Genomic DNA, 18165 nt, shown 5'->3' with positions numbered 1-18165 from the left:
GCTCAGAGAACCTTCGTCACAGACGCTCCACGCAGAAACTCCTGCGCGGGCAAAGGCTTACCGCCTGAACGTTGTAACGTTATGAGACGCACGGCACCATCGCCGCATGCGATCGTCAGGCGATCATCAAGTACAGTGCCCGGAGCGCCGCTTCCCTCGCCCAATGTGGAGCGCTGGAGTTTGACACGTTCAACCGCACCGTTGATTTCCATCTCACACCATGCGCCTGGAAATGGCGAGATACCGCGGATCGTATTGTGCACGTCCTTTGCAGGCTTCGACCAGTCGATACGCGCTTCCGCCTTGTCGATCTTGGCGGCATAGGTCACACCTTCCTCCACCTGCGGCTGAAGTGTCAGACTTTCGCGCTCAAGCGCACCAAGCGCACGCACCATCAGGTCAGCACCGATAAGGCTCAGACGATCATGCAGCTCGCCTGCAGTCATGTCCGGCGTGATCGCAACTTTTTCGGCCATAGCGACGGGACCGGTATCAAGCCCCGCATCCATTTTCATGATCATCATGCCGGTTTCCGTGTCGCCCGACATGATGGCGCGTTGAATGGGAGCAGCCCCGCGCCAGCGCGGCAGAAGCGAGGCATGACCATTGTAACATCCAAGGCGCGGCGCATCGAGAATGGCCTGTGGCAGCAGCAGGCCATAAGCCACGACGATTGCCACATCCGCTTCCAGGCTCGCAAAAACGTCCTGCTCTTCGGCGCCTCTCAGGCTTTTCGGTGTGAAAACCGGGATGCCGAATTCCTCGGCCTTTTCATGCACCGGTGACTTGGTCAATTCCAGCCCGCGACGGCCAGCCGGACGCGGTGGCTGCGAATAAACCGCAACCACTTCATAACCTTGTCCTATGATGGCTGTGAGGATTGGCACGGAGAAATCCGGCGTCCCCATAAAGACAATCCGCATCACAAAGCCCTGTTTGACGCACGTTGACTGGCGAGCTTCTTGAACTTCTTGATGACCATATCGCGCTTGAGCTTGGAGATATGATCAATAAACAGCACGCCATTGAGATGGTCGATTTCATGCTGCAGGCAAGTCGCCATGAGCCCGTCGGCTTCCATCGACTTTTCCTTGCCGTCCGCATCGAAATAATTGACCTTGATGGTCGCAGGCCGCTCGACCTCTGCATAATAATCAGGGATCGAAAGACAGCCTTCTTCATAAACGCTGCGTTCGTCCGATGAGGCGACAATCTCCGGATTGATGAAGACATGCGGCGCCTTCGGCTCTTCTTCCTTGGCCAGATCTATGACCAGCATCCGCAGAGGCTCACCCACCTGAATAGCAGCAAGGCCGATGCCCGGTGCATCATACATGGTGTCGAGCATGTCGCCGGCAAATTTGCGCAACTGATCGTCAAAGCGCTCCACAGGCTTGGAAAGCTGGCGCAGGACGGGATCGGGAAGAATTATGAGCGGTTTAATAGACATGCGTTTCACCTAATCGCTTGCGCGATAATCGTCAATTGCAACTTGTAAAATGTTCCCGTTTTGATCTCATCAAGGCGACACGAATCAGTTAAGCTTGATGCATGGAAAACCAGAACCTCTTGAATGAACCGCTTCTGCAGCTTGGCGCAACCTCCTTCACGCTGGGAAATATCCTCCTTGCGGGCATTGTTGTGCTGGTGTTGTGCCTCGCCATTTTTCTCATTGCGGCGACGCGTTCTGCACGCCTTCGCGCGGTCGCGGAAGCGCAGGCTGAAGACCGTGCGCGCGATGCGGAATATCGCATGGCGGAGATTCTGAAAGCTCAGTCCGAAATGCAGGGCCGCATGCAGACCATGGCCGAAGTTTTCGGCTCACGGCAGGCAGAGCTCAACCAGTCTATCCGCGAACGGCTCGACGGCATGACACACCGCATCGGCCAGACCATGACGGAGCAGACCCGTTCGACCCATGAAAACCTCGCAAAGTTGCAGGAGCGTCTGGCGGTTATCGACACAGCGCAGAACAATATTCAATCGCTTGCCGGTCAGGTCGTGCAGTTGCAGGCGATCCTTGCCAACAAGCAGACGCGCGGTGCCTTTGGCCAGTCGCGCATGGAAGCGATCATTGCCGATGGTCTGCCGCAGGGCGCTTACGAGTTTCAGGCGACACTATCCAACGGAACGCGCCCTGATTGCCTTGTGAAAATGCCAAACAACGCGCCTTCACTGGTTATCGATGCGAAATTCCCGCTTGAAGCATGGAACTCCATGCGCGAAACGGAAGCGCCGGAAGCACGCAAGGCAGCCGTTGCGCAGTTCCGCCGCGATATGGAAGTGCATATCAAGGATGTTTCCGACAAATATCTGATACCCGGCGAAACGCAGGATACGGCCTTCCTGTTCGTTCCGTCGGAGTCCATTTTTGCCGATATTCATGAGCATTTTGAAGCGCTGGTCCAGCGCGCGCACCGGGCGAGGATCGTCATCGTCTCGCCATCGCTGCTGATGCTGTCCATTCAGGTTATTCAGGCGATCCTGAAAGATGCCCGAATGCGCGAACAGGCGCATGTCATTCAGGGTGAAGTGATCCGCCTGATGGAAGATGTGGGCCGCCTTGATGAGCGTGTGCGCAAGCTGCAAACCCATTTCTTGCAGGCCAACAAGGATATCGACGACATTCTGGTGTCTTCCAATAAGGTCACCAAGCGTGGCGCGAAGATCGAAGCACTGGAATTTGGTCCGGCACCGGCTGAAGAGCCGCAGCGCCCGACGCGACAGTCGGATATCGCTCCCACCCAGATGCGCCTGCGCGTGGTGGATGAGGATTAGACAGTAAATCTGACAGGTGCATCAAAAGAAACAGATGATACAGTCTTCCGGCAAATAAGTATCGGAGATTATTATGCCAAAATACAATTTATTACATAAAGAATCTGGAATGTTTTTAACTGCTGGTCTCGTCGCGATTGATTCTCTCTCACCACTTATAGGAACGAAAAACGTTCCCAATTACAACTGGACGATCAATCAAAATTTCGATGGCATTCAGCAAGGTCGCATATTTACTCATGTCGAAGGCAGCGAATACGACATTAATCTTTACAAGGAAGAAAACAAAACAATTAATGGCATAAAATATGAAGGAATAGCATGCATACGCAGCTCAATTATAATATTGAAAACAACTTTTCGTATTCTTGAATTGGATGGCGATTATTATATTTCAAATAGAGATGGTAATTTTATGACTCTAGTAAAAGAAGATGACTACTGGCAAGCATACCTATCTCCAGACTACGCAAAATGGGATTTAATTAAAGAATAATTTATTCTGTTTTCTCGATTTAAAATACAAAATTAAATAATACTCTACATTAATTAAACAAGAAAACATCACTTTTTCTACACAATATATTCAGTAAACAAAAAAGAGGTGCCCAAAGGCACCTCATTGTATTTTTAATCATCACCCATCTTGAGTGCCTGAATGAAGGCCTCTTGCGGGATTTCCACCTTACCGAACTGGCGCATGCGCTTCTTGCCTTCCTTCTGCTTGTCCAGAAGTTTGCGCTTACGCGAAATATCGCCGCCGTAACACTTGGCCGTCACGTCCTTGCGCAACGCTGAAATAGTTTCGCGCGCCACGATACGGCCGCCAATTGCCGCCTGAATTGGGATCTTGAACATATGCTGCGGGATCAGCTCTTTGAGCTTTTCGCACAACGCACGGCCACGCTTTTCAGCAGCCGAGCGGTGAACGAGCATCGAAAGCGCGTCCACAGGCTCTTCGTTCACCAGAATCGACATCTTAACCAGATCGCCCTCGCGGTAATCCGAGAGGTTATAGTCGAAGGAGGCATAGCCCTTCGAGATCGACTTCAAGCGGTCATAGAAATCGAACACGACTTCGTTGAGCGGCAGATCATAGGTGATCATCGCACGCGGACCAACATAAGTGAGATCGATCTGCAGGCCGCGACGCTCCTGACAGAGCTTCATGATCGCACCGAGATAATCATCCGGCGTCATGATGGTTGCGCGGATCCATGGCTCTTCAATCGCTTCGATCTTCACAACATCCGGCATATCAGCCGGGTTGTGCAGCTCTTTCTGCGAACCGTCCTGCATATTCAGACGATAGACAACTGAGGGTGCCGTCGTGATGAGGTCGAGATCGAACTCACGCTCAAGGCGTTCCTGAATGATTTCGAGGTGCAGGAGTCCGAGGAAGCCGCAGCGGAATCCGAAACCAAGCGCAGCAGACGTTTCCATTTCAAACGAGAACGACGCATCATTGAGACGCAGTTTGCCCATGGCAGAGCGCAGGTCTTCAAAGTCGGCAGCATCAACCGGGAACAGTCCGCAGAACACGACCGGCTGCGCAGGCTTGAAGCCGGACAGGGCCTTTTCGGTCGGGCGACGGTCTTCTGTGATGGTATCACCGACGCGCGTATCAGCCACCTCCTTGATGGAAGCGGTGATGAAGCCCAGTTCGCCCGGTCCAAGTTCATCCATCTGAACCATTTTCGGCGTAAATACGCCAGTCCGTTCAACAGGATATTTCGCGCCCGTACCCATCATGCGGATGGTCTGGCCCTTCTTCAGCACACCGTCGATAACGCGAACCAGCACGATAACGCCGAGATAGCTGTCATACCAGCTATCCACCAGCATGGCTTTCAGCGGCGCATTGCGATCACCCTCTTTCGGAGGCGGCAGCTGCTCGACGATCGCTTCGAGAACATCAGCGATGCCAAGCCCCGTCTTGGCCGAGATCATCACAGCCTTGCTGGCATCAATGCCGATTACTTCTTCGATCTGGCTCTGAACGCGCTCAGGCTCCGCTGCCGGAAGATCAACCTTGTTCAGCACCACCACGATCTCGTGGTTGTTGTCGATGGCCTGATAGACATTGGCCAGCGTCTGCGCTTCCACGCCCTGTGAGGCATCGACGACCAGAAGTGAACCTTCGCATGCAGCCAGCGAACGCGAGACTTCATAGGCGAAGTCGACATGTCCGGGGGTGTCGATAAGGTTCAGCACATAGTCCTCGCCGTTCTTCGCCTTATAGGTAAGACGAACGGTCTGGGCTTTGATGGTGATGCCGCGCTCGCGCTCGATATCCATCGAGTCGAGGACCTGGTCTTTCATCTCACGCGTGTCCAGCCCGCCCGTCAATTGAATGAGGCGGTCGGCCAGCGTCGATTTGCCGTGGTCGATATGGGCGACGATCGAAAAATTACGAATATGGTCAAGTGGTGTGCTCATGCGCGCGATTTACCAGTAAGCCGCGAAATCTCAAAGCGGTATTGCATGTTTAATACGGGAAAAGCGGCCTTTGTCGCAGTCGTGACAACAAGTCCCCTTTGCGTTGTTGCCAAAAGGCGATAAATCACCGCCAGAAAACATGCCGCAATCATCATGTCTGGCATCATATGCGGCGTTATAATCAGGCTTTCATGCAGGAGTTCAGGATGAAGACCGAACCGAACGAAGTTCACAACAGACCACAACTGGTCACCGTTTTCGGCGGCTCTGGCTTTGTTGGGCGCGCGGTCGTGGCAGCCCTCACCAAACGCGGCTACCGTGTGCGCGTTGCTGTGCGCAAGCCAGAGATCGCTTATTACATGGCGCCGCTCGGCAATGTGGGCCAGATTCAGATGGTTCAGGCTAATGTGCGGCATCGCTGGTCTGTTGAACGCGCCATCATGGGCGCCGATCATGTCGTCAATCTCGTCGGCATTCTTTCGGAAAGCGGCAAGCAGCGTTTTAACAGCGTTCAGGTGCTGGGCGCAAAGAACATTGCCGAAGCCACCAAGGCAGCAGGCCTCAAGCTGACGCATATTTCGTCGCTTGCAGCGGACGCAAAATCTCCTTCGGATTACGCACGCACCAAGGCTGAAGGCGAAAACGCCGTTCTCTCCGTTCTCCCGGATACGGTTATCCTGCGTCCATCAATTATTTTCGGTCATGAAGATCGCTTCTTCAACCGCTTCGCCAACATGGCACGCTTCTCGCCGTTCCTGCCTGTTATCGGCGGCGGTAAAACCAAGCTGCAGCCGGTCTATGTCGGCGATGTCGCGGAAGCCGTTGCACGCGCAGTCGATGGCAAGCTTGAAGCCGGTAGCGTGTATGAACTGGGCGGTCCAGACGCGCAGCCGTTCAAGAACTGGATGAAGGACATGCTCGGCGTTATCGCCCGCAAGCGCGTCATCGTGTCGATGCCTTGGTGGGTTGCTCGCCTTCAGGCATTGGTTCTTGGCCTGCTGCCAAATCCGCTGCTCACCAATGATCAGGTCACATTGCTGAAATTCGACAATGTGGTTTCAGAAAATGCCATCAAGGAAGGCCGTACGCTGCAAGGCATGGGCATCACGCCCGAAGCCGTGGATGCAATCCTTCCAGCCTATCTCTGGCGCTACCGCGTTGCCGGTCAATACACCAAGACCGGATTTGCGTGATTACAATAAAGGGGCCGAAAGGCCCCTTTTTTATCCCCAGATAAAAAGTGCTGCCATTCCAAGTGAGCCGACAATCAGACGCCACCAGGCAAACAGCTTGAAGCCATGGCGCGAGACATAATCGAGCAGATGTTTCACAACGAATACGCCCGAGATGAATGCCATAACAAAGCCGACAACAATAAGCGTCGTGTCATTCATCGACAGTGCGCTATGGCTTTTATAAAGATCGTAGGTGAAAGCACCCGCCATTGTCGGCATGGCGAGGAAGAACGAGAACTCTGCTGCCGAACGCTTGTCTGCACCGAGCAGAAGTGCGCCAACAATGGTCGAACCTGAGCGCGATACGCCGGGGATCATGGCAAGGCACTGGACAAAGCCAATCGCCAGACAGATCGGCAGCGGATAATCCATCACATCGCGATAACGCGGCTTGAGGTCCAGCTGATCCACCCAAAGCAGAATGAAACCGCCAAGGATCAGCATGATACAGACCAGCATCGGCGTTTCAAACAGCACGCTCTTGATGAAGCCGTGCGCCAATGCACCAATGACGGCTGCAGGCAGAAATGCAACCAGAATGCCCAGCACGAAACGTCTTGTCCGGGCATCGCGCGGAAAATCAGTCAGAATTTTAACAAGCTTTGCCGAATAGACGCTCAGGATCGCAAGGATTGCGCCCAGCTGAATAAGCACCTCAAAGGTCTTACCGTTCGATTCAAAACCCAGAAAATGGCCGATCAGCAACAGATGGCCTGTCGATGAAACAGGGATGAATTCCGTCAAACCTTCAACCAGACCGAGAAAAGCGGCTTCCAGAAGATTATAAATTTCCATGAAGTCAGTACCTTAGAAGGTGGCAGGATAAAAATGGCGCATCTTGACGAGCTGTTAAGCATGAAAGTGCTACACTAGGCACTCCCAGCGATTGCTTGTCTCTGCCAAGCATAGCACCTATAAACTAAACATTCCGTTGAGGTGGCTCGAATCGCCTGACAGCAGAAATAACCTGCTGCCGGTGCAAACGCCAGCCACATGTCCTCACCGGGGATCAATTAAAGCTTGTCAGTCGAGAGTACCGCGTCGATTATGCTTACGCTTTTTCATCATCCCATGTCTTCAGGCTCGCGCTATGTGCGGCTTATTCTCGGTGAATATGATGTGGAAGCCGAACTGATTGAGGAGCGCCCGTGGTCGCGCCGCAAGGAATTTCTGGCGCTGAACCCTGCTGCAACACTTCCTGTATTGTTGGCTGAACGCGATCTGCCGGTTGTTGGTGCAACCGTTATTGCGGAATATCTCGATGAAACGCGCGGCGCCTTGAAGCGCAATCGCCGCCTTTTGCCGGAAAGCCCGATGGAACGGGCAGAAGTGCGTCGTCTGGTCGATTGGTTCCTGCTCAAGCTCGAAAACGAAGTGACGCGTCATATTGCTCGCGAACGGGTCTTCAAGCTCCAGATGGCGGCTGAGATGGGTGGCAGCGCGCCGGATTCAACCGCGATCCGTGCTGCCCGCACCAATATCCGCCAGCACATGAAATATATCGACTGGCTCGCCGCTACCCGAGACTGGCTCGCAGGCAGCCTTCCAAGCTATGCGGATATGGCAGCCGCAGCCTCCATTTCTGTGCTAGACTATCTCGGCGAAATTGAATGGGGCGAGACCAAAGCCGCGCGCGACTGGTATGCTCGCATGAAATCGCGCCCGGCCTTCCGCCCGCTGCTGGCTGATCGCGTGCGCGGGCTAGCTCCAGTGGCTCATTATGGCGACCTCGACTTCTGATAAGGGACAGGCTTCGGACAAGGCTCTCAAGCTGAAACGCTTTCTGATTGAAGAAGCGAAAGCTGTCGGCTTTGATGCGGTTGCTTTCACAGGGCCGGATGCTATTCCGCACGCGCCTCAACGCTTGCGGCAATATATTGCCGATGGCCATCACGCAGATATGCTCTGGATGGAAGAGACCGAAGAGCGCAGGGCAAACCCCAGCGTTCTCTGGCCGGAAGTGCGTTCAATCATGGTGCTTGCGATGAATTACGGTCCGGATAGCAATCCGCTCAGCATTCTTGAACACAAGGACCGGGCCGCAATCTCGGTCTATGCGCAAAATCGCGATTATCACGACATCATCAAGGGCAAGCTCAAGCATGTTGCAAGCCGCTTTGCGGCACGTGCAGGGCAGGATGTAAAAGTCTTTGTCGATACCGCCCCTGTGATGGAGAAGCCGCTTGCGCAGGCTGCCGGCCTTGGCTGGCAGGGTAAACACACCAATCTGGTCAGTCGCGAACTCGGCTCGTGGCTGTTCTTAGGCTCGATCTTCACGACGGCTGAAATTCCGCCGGATGAACCGGATCGTGATCATTGCGGCTCCTGCCGCGCCTGTCTTGATGCATGCCCGACAAAGGCCTTCCCCTCGCCTTACCGGATCGATGCAGGACGCTGCATTTCCTATCTCACCATCGAGAACAAGGGCCCGATCCCGCACGAGTTTCGCAAGGCCATGGGCAACCGTATCTATGGTTGCGATGATTGCCTCTCGGTTTGCCCATGGAACAAGTTTGCGCAAGCCACCAGCGAGATCAAATTGAAAGCCCGCGATGATCTCAAGGCACCCAAGCTTGCAGATTTTCTTGCACTCGATGATCCAGCCTTCCGCACACTGTTTTCCGGTTCTCCCGTCAAACGGATCGGTCGCGACCGTTTTCTGCGCAATGTATTGATCGCAACCGGCAATTCAAAAGATCAGACGCTGGTTCCACAGGTGGAAAGCCTGCTTGAAGATCCTGCACCTGTGGTGCGTGGCGCGGCCGTCTGGGCATTGAAACAGCTCGTAAGCACAGATCGTTTCAAAATTTCACACAAACGTCTGGCCTCACGCGAAGAGGATGCTACGGTGCGCGCAGAATGGAGCTTAGAGCACCAATCTGATTGAATAAGATTGGTGCATCTCAAGCTTTTGTTTAAACGCGCATCTTTTCCGAAAACCGTTTCACACTTTCGGGATGCGCTCTGGAGGATAGCTGGAATGCGCATTTTTCTGTTTGGAGCCGGTTATTCTGCGAGAGCCTTTTCCCGCTTGATGATCGGAGAGGCGGAGCGCATCGATGGCACCACCCGTAACGAGCAGAATTTCCCCCTCCTCGAAAAATCCGGCATTGCACCGATCATCTTCGACGGTGAGACTGCCTCGAATGATCTGATCGACCGCCTCGCAAAATCAACCCATGTCGTCATATCGATTTCGCCACGCGAAAGCGGCGATCCATCGCTTGCAATTGTCGAGGAGGCTCTGCGACGCCCCGGCAACACCATTCGCTGGATCGGCTACCTGTCAACTGTGGGCGTTTATGGCGATCACGATGGCAACTGGATTGATGAAACAGCGCCTTTAGCCCCCACATCGCGCCGTTCGCTCGAGCGTGTGGAAGCGGAAAACGCGTGGGAAGCACTGAGCAAACGCCATGGCACCCCTGTCGCCCTTCTGCGTCTATCGGGCATATACGGCCCTGGCCGCAATGCTTTCGTCAATCTTGAACGCGGCACGGCGCGGCGCATCATCAAAGACGGCCAGGTTTTCAACCGTATCCATGTGGATGATATCGCCGGAAGCCTGCGTTTTCTCGCAGGCACCAATACTGGCGGAGCCTTCAACATCACCGATAACGAGCCAGCCCCGCCACAAGACGTCGTGGCTTATGCCGCAGAATTGATGGGCGTTGCCACTCCGCCTGAAATTCCATTTGAAAAAGCCGATCTCACACCGATGGGACGCTCATTCTATGGCGAAAACAAACGCGTCTCCAACCAGCGCATCAAGGCACTGGGCTATGATTTCATCTATCCTGATTATAAAGCAGCCTTCTCGGCCATGTGGCAGAACGATCATTGGCGTTAATTCATGCTGCCCAAAGGGGTAAAATGAGTGATTGATTGCCGTTTGGATGAACGCAAAGCATAATCCGCCATGTCGGCTCGAATGATTCGAGTAATATTTATTTGGACATTGCCCATGGCTACGAGATTTTTCTCCAAATTCCGGTCGCGTTTCGTCCTCGCAACCTGTCTTGCGGCGATGCTTGCGCCGGAATTCGCTTCACAGGCGCTGGCGCAGGACGCCCCTGCCAAACAGGCATTCGGCAGCAAGAAACTGCCCGTACTGGCACAAGAGCCGCAATCCATCGGCTTTTACGCAAAGGGCTGTCTTTCCGGTGGTGTTGCCCTGCCAATCGATGGCCCCAATTGGCAGGTCATGCGTCTTTCGCGCAATCGCAACTGGGGGCACCCGCGCACCATTGGTCTTCTGGAAAAGCTTTCGCGCGACGCCGCAAAAGACGGCTGGCCCGGCCTGCTGGTCGGCGATATTTCACAGCCCCGCGGCGGTCCGATGCTGACAGGCCACGCTTCGCATCAGGTGGGACTTGATGCCGATATCTGGTTGACGCCGATGCCAAAGAAGCGTTTCACCGATGCGGAACGCGAAAGTGTGTCGGCTGTATCCATGCTTAAAAAGGATTCGCTTTACGTCGATCCGAATAAATGGACCCCGGCGCGCACAGCGCTCATCAAACACGCCGCAAGCTATCCGGAAGTTGAGCGCATCTTCGTGCATCCCGGCATCAAAAAGCAGCTTTGCGATACCGTAACAGGAGATCGCAGCTGGCTTGGCAAAGTGCGCCCATATTGGGGCCATTTCTATCATTTCCACGTCAGACTCCATTGCCAGCCGGGATCACCCGATTGCAAACCGCAGCCAAAAGTTGCGGCGGGTGACGGATGCGACAAGTCGCTGGCATGGTGGTTTACGGATGAACCGTGGAAGCCTGCAAAACCATCCAAGGAGCCACCCAAAAAGCCTAAGCCGGTCATGGTTTCAGATTTGCCAAAAGCCTGCGCCGCAGTCCTGAACGGTCCGTCGCCCGATTCGATTGCAGATGTGATCTATGGTGCCAACTAAAGCGTGTATTAAAAACACGCTTTTCACTGGCTTATGGCTTCGCTATAGGTTTCAAACGATTTAGAACTCAAATGACAAGGTTATCAATCTCATGACGGAACGTCTGCGCATTGCCCTGATCGCCCATGATTTGAAGAAAGACGAGATGGTCGCCTTTGCGCAAACCCATGAGAAAGCCTTGTCTCATTATGATATTGTCGCCACCGGAACCACCGGTGGTCTTATTCAGGAGGCATGTCCCTCGCTGAACATCCATCGCGTCAAAAGCGGCCCGCTTGGCGGCGATCAGCAGATCGGCGCAATGATCGCCGAAGGCACCGTGCAGGCCTTGATTTTCTTCATCGATCCGCTCTCGCCGCTTCCCCACGATGTCGATGTAAAGGCCCTCACCCGGCTTGGCAGTGTCTATGATATTCCAATGGCTCTCAATCCCGCCACGGCTGAAAAGCTGATACGCGTGCTCGACTGATAGAGCTACCCTGAACACGGCCGCAAAAAATAAGAACAATCGAAGCAGCAAGGCAGACCATGAATAACGCTGACCAGAGTTTCAAGTTTCCCGTCCTCGTCGGCGATATTGGTGGAACCAATGCGCGCTTTGCGCTTCTTGTTGATTCTCATGCAGAGCCTAAAGAATTTCCGGTCGTTCAGACCGCCAATTATGCAACGATTGACGATGCGATTGAGCAAACGGTACTCAACCACACCTCCATTCGCCCCCGCTCTGCCATTCTGGCTGTTGCTGGACCCGTTGATGATGATGAGATCGACCTTACCAATTGTGACTGGGTTGTCCGTCCAAAACAGTTGATCGCCAACCTTGGCTTTGAAGATGTCACCGTTCTCAATGACTTTGAAGCTCAGGCTCTGGCCGTTGTCTCCATCCAAAAAGAATATCTCCATCAGATTGGCGGGCATGAGGAAGAAATCATCGCAACACGCGTCGTTCTGGGGCCGGGCACGGGCTTGGGTGTCGCTGGACTTGTGCGCACTTCCAATGCATGGGTTCCTGTTCCCGGTGAAGGTGGCCACATTGATATCGGTCCGCGCAGCGAGCGCGACTATCAAATCTTCCCCCATATTGAAACCATCGAAGGGCGCGTTGCAGCTGAACAGATTCTCAGCGGACGTGGCCTGCGCAATCTTTATCTCGCAATCTGCGCCTGCGATCAGGTGCCAGCGGTTTTAGACACACCACCAGATATTACAGCAGCAGGCCTTGATGGCAGCAATCCCCAGGCTGTTGAGACGCTTGAACTCTTCGTGACCTATCTGGGTCGCATTGCGGGCGATCTGGCACTCATCTTCAAGGCACATGGTGGCGTCTATTTATCTGGCGGCATCCCGCAGCGTATTCTCTCCGCCCTTCAGCGAGGATCGTTCCGTGCAGCCTTTGAAGATAAGGCTCCTCATTCGCATTTCATGCGCGAAATCCCTGTTCGCGTCGTGGTTCACCCGCTTGCAGCTCTTAGCGGACTTTCGGCTTTTGCACGTACCCCAACACGGTTTGAAGTCACCACTCGAGGCCGCCGCTGGCGCGTTGACTAAAAGGGCTTTTATTCTCAGGCATGGTCAAGCCACAAAGATAACGTTATAGAAGCGCTGCAAACAGTCACCTATTGCAGTCTTTGGCTGCCAGATAAAAAGCACTTTGCCCGTGAGCTTATTCAAAAAGAAAAAGAAGAAGATCGATCCAAGCGAAGCCACGCGTGTCATTCGCCGCATGATGTCGGAGAATGTGCATCAATATAAAAAGAGCTATTTCATTGCGATCGCTGCCTCACTCATAGTGGGCGGTTCAAATGCTGGCTTGGCCTATATGATGAAGCCGATGATCGACAAGATTTTCTATGAACAGAAAATCGGTTTGATCTGGATTATCTGCGGTGCAATCCTCGGCATTTTCATTATGCGCGGGCTTTCAAGCTATATTCAGGCCGTAGAACTCGCCAAAATCGGCAATAATCTGGTTGCACGCTATCAGAAGCGCATCTTTGACCATCTTATGAAGCTGGGGCTGGATTTCTATAACGATACGCGCTCCGGCCATCTGGCGGCACAGATTAACCAGAATGTGAACGGCATCCGTGACCTGCTGAACATGACCATCACGTCGATCGCGCGCGATTTTGTATCGCTCATCGGTCTTGTTGGCATGATGTTTTATACCGACCCTTATATGTCGGCAGCGGTATTCCTGATCGGACCACCTTTGGTACTGGCAGTTGCCTATATCTCGCGCCGCATCCGTACCGTAACGCGTGATCTTGTGCATCTCAACTCGCACCTTCTCGGTGCCATGCAGGAATCCGTTCAGGGCATTGCCATTGTCAAAGCATTCACAATGGAAGATCAGCTACGCGGTAAGATCGATACGCTGATCGACCAGACGGAAAACCGCAGCAACAAGATCGCCCGCGTTTCTGAACGCACAACCCCTATTTCGGAAATTCTGGCGGGTTTTGCGATTGCCGGTGTGCTGGCCTACAGTGGGTATAATGCGATCCTCAACCAGCAGCCTCCCGGTTCTATGTTTGCGTTCATCACCGCACTGCTTCTGGCTTACGATCCAGCGCGCCGTCTGGCACGTTTGCAGGTTGGTCTTGAGCGCGCGCTCGTCAACGCCCGCATGATCTACGAAGTACTGGACATCGAACCCAATCAGGGTGATGCAAAAGACGCCGTACCGCTTAAAGCGGGAGCAGGTGAGATAGACTTCAGGGATGTGCATTTTTCCTATAACGAATTGACCCCGGTGCTGCACGGCATCAGCTTCAAAGCAAAGGCCGGAGAAACAACTGCGATCGTTGGCGCATCGGGTGCTGGCAAATCCACACTGATCAACCTTGTGCAGCGGTTCTACGATGTCTCCGGCGGACAGATTCTGTTCGATGGACAGGACATCGCCAAAGTCACGAAAGAGTCGCTTCGTCATTCCGTCGCCTATGTTTCGCAGCAGCCCTATCTGTTTGAAGGAACAATTGCCGATAACATCCGCTATGGACGCCCGGATGCGACGCAGGAGGAAATCATTGAAGCCGCAAAACTTGCCAACGCACATGAATTCATTTTGCAGCAGCCACACGGCTACGACACACCTGTCGGTGAAAACGGCGTAACACTCTCGGGCGGTCAGCGTCAGCGCGTTTCGATTGCCCGCGCGATTGTGCGCAACGCTCCCGTGCTGCTGCTCGATGAAGCGACTTCTGCTCTCGACAATGAGTCAGAAAAGCGTGTTCAGCAGGCCCTTGATCACATCATGCATGATCGTACCACGATTGTGATTGCACATCGGTTGTCTACGGTCGTCAATGCTGACCGCATCATCGTCATGGAAGCAGGACATGTGGTTGAAGAAGGTCGCCATAGCGACCTGATCGAGATACCGAACGGAGTCTATGCCCGCTTCTACCAGCTTCAGAGTGGTAACGACGACATTCTCATCGGGAACAATGATACAGAGGAAAAGTCCAATGGCTGAGGCTGCTGAAATCGGTCTGGTTGTCGTCGGTGCAAATGGCCGCATGGGACAGGCGCTCATCCGCGCGATCCATGCAATTGACGGCGCGTATCTGACAGGCGCTATTGCGCGTCCCGGCTCACCATTTCTTGGCAAGGATGCGGGTGAAGTTGCAGGCATCGGCAATCTTGGCGTCGCGATCACCGATGATCCGCTGCCGGTTTTTGCTAAGGCGCAGGGCGTACTTGATTTCACTACGCCAGCGACCACACTCGACTATGCAGGCCTTGCGGCACAGGCACGCATCGCGCATATCATTGGCACCACAGGACTTTCCGTCGAAGACGAAGAAAAGATCCGCGCCGCAGCGCGTCACGCCACAATCGTCAAATCCGGCAATATGAGCCTTGGTGTCAATTTGTTGTCAGGCCTTGTGAAAAAGGCTGCTCAGGCGCTCGGCCCTGAAGATTTCGACATCGAAATCCTTGAAATGCACCACAAACACAAGGTTGACGCACCCTCCGGTACAGCCCTTCTGCTCGGTGAAGCAGCGGCCCAAGGCCGCGCAATCAATCTTCTCGATAAAAGCGTACGTGTGCGCGACGGTCACACCGGCCCGCGTGAACAGGGCACCATCGGCTTTGCAACACTGCGCGGCGGCTCGGTTATCGGCGATCATGAAGTGATTCTTGCTGGCGAAGGCGAGCGCATCACCCTCGCCCATCATGCCCAGGACCGCACAATCTTTGCCCGAGGCGCGGTAAAAGCTGCCCTTTGGGCACATGGCAAGAAACCCGGTCTTTATTCTATGCTCGATGTTCTCGGGCTAAACGACTAACTGATTTTTATCCCAACGGAGTGCTGCGATGTCTCGTACCCTCGTCCTGGTCCGCCACGGCCAAAGCGAATGGAATCTGAAGAACCTTTTTACCGGCTGGCGCGATCCGGGCCTTACTGAACAGGGCCATGCCGAAGCCAAGGCTGCCGGCCAGCGTTTGAAGGCCGCTGGCCTCAAATTTGACCTCGCATACACTTCGGGTCTTTCACGTGCACAGGTCACCTGCCAACACATTCTTGACGAGCTCGGTCAGTCCGACCTCGAAACGATCCGTGATCAGGCTTTGAACGAACGCGATTACGGGGATCTTTCGGGTCTCAACAAGGACGATGCCCGCGAAAAATGGGGTGAAGAACAGGTTCACATCTGGCGCCGTTCTTACGATGTCCCTCCTCCGGGTGGCGAAAGCCTGAAGGATACGGGCGCACGCGTCTGGCCTTATTACCTGCACACCATCCAGCCACATGTACTGCGCGGTGAAACCATTCTGGTTGCTGCCCACGGCAATTCGCTGCGCGCACTCATTATGGCGCTTGATGGCCTGACACCGGAAGAGATTCTCAAGCAGGAACTCAATACCGGCGTTCCAATCATCTACAAGCTGAACGCCGATTCGACCGTCGCTTCCAAGGAAGTGCTTTCTGCATAATGATTTTTCGGGCGCGGCTCGCCTTATGCACCGCGCCCGCCCCCTGTTTACCGGCCTTTTTAACCACTCGCATCAGCAATGTGAAAAAAAGCTGATGGAAGTGTGAAATCTCGATTGACAGAGAGAGGCCGACCCCTTAGATCGGTCCTCGTCGCCCAGATGGCGGAATTGGTAGACGCACCAGCTTCAGGTGCTGGCGCTCGCAAGGGCGTGGAGGTTCGAGTCCTCTTCTGGGCACCATTCCTTAGTCTTCAGACCACTACCAAGGTCTAGAAGCATCCCAAAAAGCCCGCGCAAGCGGGCTTTTTTGTTGCCAAGTTTCCTCTCACATCCATAGTCAACCAGTGGCATCCAAACAATTTGATGGCATTATTGATGGCATTTTGCTGGAATGCCATCAAATAGAAATCGGGATGCCAACACAATGCCTTTGAACGACACACGCATAAGAGCATTAAAGCCTTCAGCCAAACCGACAAAGCACGGCGATGCAGGTGGACTTTTACTTGTCGTAAGTCCTACCGGTAGCAAGCTCTGGCGGATGGTCTATCGCTTTGAGGGAAAACAAAAGCAGCTTTCATTCGGAACATCGCCAGACGTGTCTCTTGCTGAAGCTCGCGGAGTCCGCGATGCAGCGCGTAAGATCCTCGCATCCGGAATAGATCCCTCCTCTAAAAAGAAGGAGGAGAAAGTCGCTCGTGAACGACTGATAACAGATAGCTTCACAGCATTGGCCGATGAACTACTGGACAAAAACGCGCGCGAAGGCAAATCCGCAGCAACACTTGGAAAAAAGCGCTGGCTAGTAAGCCTTGCAATAAGCGACTTGGGAGACAAACAAATAACGGAGATATCAGCAACGGATATTCTCGTACCGCTGCGCCGAGTGGAAGCACAAGGCAACTATGAAACTGCCAGACGCCTGCGTGCTGTTATAAGTCAGGTCTTTCGTTATGCAATTGCCACGGCACGAGCCGAGAATGACCCAACTTTTGGTTTAAGGGGTGCGATTATTGCACCAAAGGTCACACATCAGACTGCCGTCACAGACTGGACCGTCTTTGCCAAATTGTTACAATCGATCTGGGCTTACCAGGGGACGTTGGAAACTTGCGCTGCTCTAAAGTTAATGGCTCTACTTTATCCACGCCCCGGCGAACTCCGCCAAGCGGAATGGAATGAATTCGACCTTGATAATGCAGTTTGGATAATACCAGCTGAACGCGCAAAAATGCGACGCCCACACAAAAAGCCATTACCGCCGTTGGCCATAAAGATCTTGCGGAAGCAACACAATCACACCGGCAATCTGCGCTTGGTCTTTCCATCCAGTACATCAGTTGAACGCCCAATAAGCGAGAACACCATGAACCAAGCACTTAGGAGAATGGGATTTGGCAAGAACGACGCCACCTCGCATGGCTTTCGCGCTACCGCCTCGACACTTTTGAACGAAAGCAGTAAGTGGAGCGCTGACGCTATCGAAGCCGAATTGGCTCACATCGGTGGCAATGCAGTGCGCCGAGCCTACCACCGTGCTTCCTATTGGGATGAGCGTGTGAGAATGACGACCTGGTGGTCGGAACGAATTGCAGAAATCTTAGGTAAGTTGAACCATGCACATCAAGTTTAACGGGCAATCACGTTGGACTGTGAGATAATATTTTAGCACATTGGCGTCCATCGAAACGGATTTCGGCGGACTATAAACATTATTTACAGCTCGACAAAGTTGCACCTAGGTTGGCGCGCGTAATGACGACCATTTAGGTTGTTTCAATTTGCACCCGGAATTGGGCGTTCGTTGGCATAGATCCGAAGAGATCTTGAACCCTGTCCAACGCTTATAGCGCGTTG

Annotated in this window: 17 protein-coding genes and 1 tRNA gene; 14 read left to right on the top strand and 4 right to left on the bottom strand. The window is 53.6% G+C overall.

Annotated elements, in window-relative coordinates:
* Positions 1 to 2: 2 nt before the first annotated feature.
* Positions 3 to 923 carry a methionyl-tRNA formyltransferase gene (gene fmt, locus H5024_RS04215; RefSeq protein WP_187544167.1) on the bottom strand — a complete coding sequence of 307 codons (921 nt, stop codon included), beginning with the start codon at positions 921 to 923 and terminating at the stop codon, positions 3 to 5.
* A complete protein-coding gene (gene def / locus H5024_RS04210) occupies positions 923 to 1450 on the bottom strand; it encodes a peptide deformylase (protein WP_187544166.1) in 528 nt (175 codons plus the stop codon). The genes fmt and def overlap by 1 nt, the downstream gene beginning before the upstream one ends.
* A gap of 101 nt (positions 1451 to 1551) precedes the next feature.
* Here def and H5024_RS04205 point away from each other — a divergent pair, with 101 nt between their 5' ends.
* Together H5024_RS04205 and H5024_RS04200 are read left to right on the top strand one after the other, a co-directional pair.
* Positions 1552 to 2778: a DNA recombination protein RmuC gene (locus H5024_RS04205; RefSeq protein WP_187544165.1), complete on the top strand. Its 1227-nt coding sequence runs from the start codon at positions 1552 to 1554 to the stop codon at positions 2776 to 2778.
* Between the two features lie 73 nt (positions 2779 to 2851).
* Positions 2852 to 3274: a hypothetical protein gene (locus H5024_RS04200; protein ID WP_187544164.1), complete on the top strand. Its 423-nt coding sequence runs from the start codon at positions 2852 to 2854 to the stop codon at positions 3272 to 3274.
* Between the two features lie 134 nt (positions 3275 to 3408).
* Here H5024_RS04200 and lepA read toward each other — a convergent pair whose 3' ends face one another.
* Complete coding sequence (gene lepA / locus H5024_RS04195) at positions 3409 to 5217, bottom strand: translation elongation factor 4 (protein ID WP_187544163.1); 1809 nt, start codon at positions 5215 to 5217, stop codon at positions 3409 to 3411.
* Positions 5218 to 5423: 206 nt separating this feature from the next.
* On the opposite strand from lepA, the gene H5024_RS04190 reads away from it, so the two are divergent.
* Entirely contained in the window at positions 5424 to 6410 is a 987-nt protein-coding gene (locus H5024_RS04190; RefSeq protein ID WP_187544162.1) for a complex I NDUFA9 subunit family protein, read from the top strand.
* 30 nt (positions 6411 to 6440) lie between these two features.
* Here the strand turns inward: H5024_RS04190 and H5024_RS04185 are convergent, their stop codons facing one another.
* Positions 6441 to 7247 (bottom strand): undecaprenyl-diphosphate phosphatase, encoded by an 807-nt coding sequence (locus tag H5024_RS04185; RefSeq protein ID WP_187544161.1) that lies wholly within the window; start codon positions 7245 to 7247, stop codon positions 6441 to 6443.
* A gap of 252 nt (positions 7248 to 7499) precedes the next feature.
* Between H5024_RS04185 and H5024_RS04180 the strand changes: the two genes are divergently transcribed.
* The 11 genes from H5024_RS04180 (at position 7500) to H5024_RS04130 (ending at position 17941) form a co-directional block, all read left to right on the top strand.
* On the top strand, positions 7500 to 8192 hold the full coding sequence (locus H5024_RS04180; protein WP_187544160.1) for a glutathione S-transferase family protein: 693 nt from the start codon (positions 7500 to 7502) through the stop codon (positions 8190 to 8192).
* Positions 8173 to 9339, top strand: coding sequence for a tRNA epoxyqueuosine(34) reductase QueG (queG, locus tag H5024_RS04175; protein ID WP_187544159.1), 1167 nt, complete (start codon positions 8173 to 8175; stop codon positions 9337 to 9339). Before H5024_RS04180 ends, queG begins: the two co-directional genes overlap by 20 nt.
* Before the next feature lie 93 nt (positions 9340 to 9432).
* Positions 9433 to 10302, top strand: coding sequence for an SDR family oxidoreductase (locus tag H5024_RS04170; RefSeq protein ID WP_187544158.1), 870 nt, complete (start codon positions 9433 to 9435; stop codon positions 10300 to 10302).
* Between the two features lie 114 nt (positions 10303 to 10416).
* Positions 10417 to 11361: a penicillin-insensitive murein endopeptidase gene (gene mepA / locus H5024_RS04165; RefSeq protein ID WP_187544157.1), complete on the top strand. Its 945-nt coding sequence runs from the start codon at positions 10417 to 10419 to the stop codon at positions 11359 to 11361.
* Positions 11362 to 11452: 91 nt separating this feature from the next.
* Positions 11453 to 11830 (top strand): methylglyoxal synthase, encoded by a 378-nt coding sequence (locus tag H5024_RS04160; protein ID WP_187544156.1) that lies wholly within the window; start codon positions 11453 to 11455, stop codon positions 11828 to 11830.
* A 59-nt stretch (positions 11831 to 11889) separates the two neighbouring features.
* On the top strand, positions 11890 to 12909 hold the full coding sequence (locus H5024_RS04155; protein ID WP_187544155.1) for a glucokinase: 1020 nt from the start codon (positions 11890 to 11892) through the stop codon (positions 12907 to 12909).
* A gap of 109 nt (positions 12910 to 13018) precedes the next feature.
* Positions 13019 to 14842 (top strand): ABC transporter ATP-binding protein, encoded by a 1824-nt coding sequence (locus H5024_RS04150; RefSeq protein WP_187544154.1) that lies wholly within the window; start codon positions 13019 to 13021, stop codon positions 14840 to 14842.
* A complete protein-coding gene (dapB, locus tag H5024_RS04145; RefSeq protein ID WP_187544153.1) occupies positions 14835 to 15659 on the top strand; it encodes a 4-hydroxy-tetrahydrodipicolinate reductase in 825 nt (274 codons plus the stop codon). Before H5024_RS04150 ends, dapB begins: the two co-directional genes overlap by 8 nt.
* Before the next feature lie 28 nt (positions 15660 to 15687).
* Positions 15688 to 16308 (top strand): 2,3-bisphosphoglycerate-dependent phosphoglycerate mutase, encoded by a 621-nt coding sequence (locus tag H5024_RS04140; RefSeq protein WP_064321000.1) that lies wholly within the window; start codon positions 15688 to 15690, stop codon positions 16306 to 16308.
* A gap of 153 nt (positions 16309 to 16461) precedes the next feature.
* A tRNA-Leu gene (locus tag H5024_RS04135) sits at positions 16462 to 16548 on the top strand.
* Positions 16549 to 16732: 184 nt separating this feature from the next.
* Complete coding sequence (locus H5024_RS04130; protein WP_187544152.1) at positions 16733 to 17941, top strand: integrase arm-type DNA-binding domain-containing protein; 1209 nt, start codon at positions 16733 to 16735, stop codon at positions 17939 to 17941.
* Positions 17942 to 18165: the final 224 nt, after the last annotated feature.

Origin of the sequence: Ochrobactrum sp. Marseille-Q0166 (assembly GCF_014397025.1) — a bacterium.
Lineage (GTDB): Bacteria > Pseudomonadota > Alphaproteobacteria > Rhizobiales > Rhizobiaceae > Brucella.
Note: the sequence above shows the minus strand (reverse complement) of the source record. Positions and strands in the feature narration are given on the sequence as shown.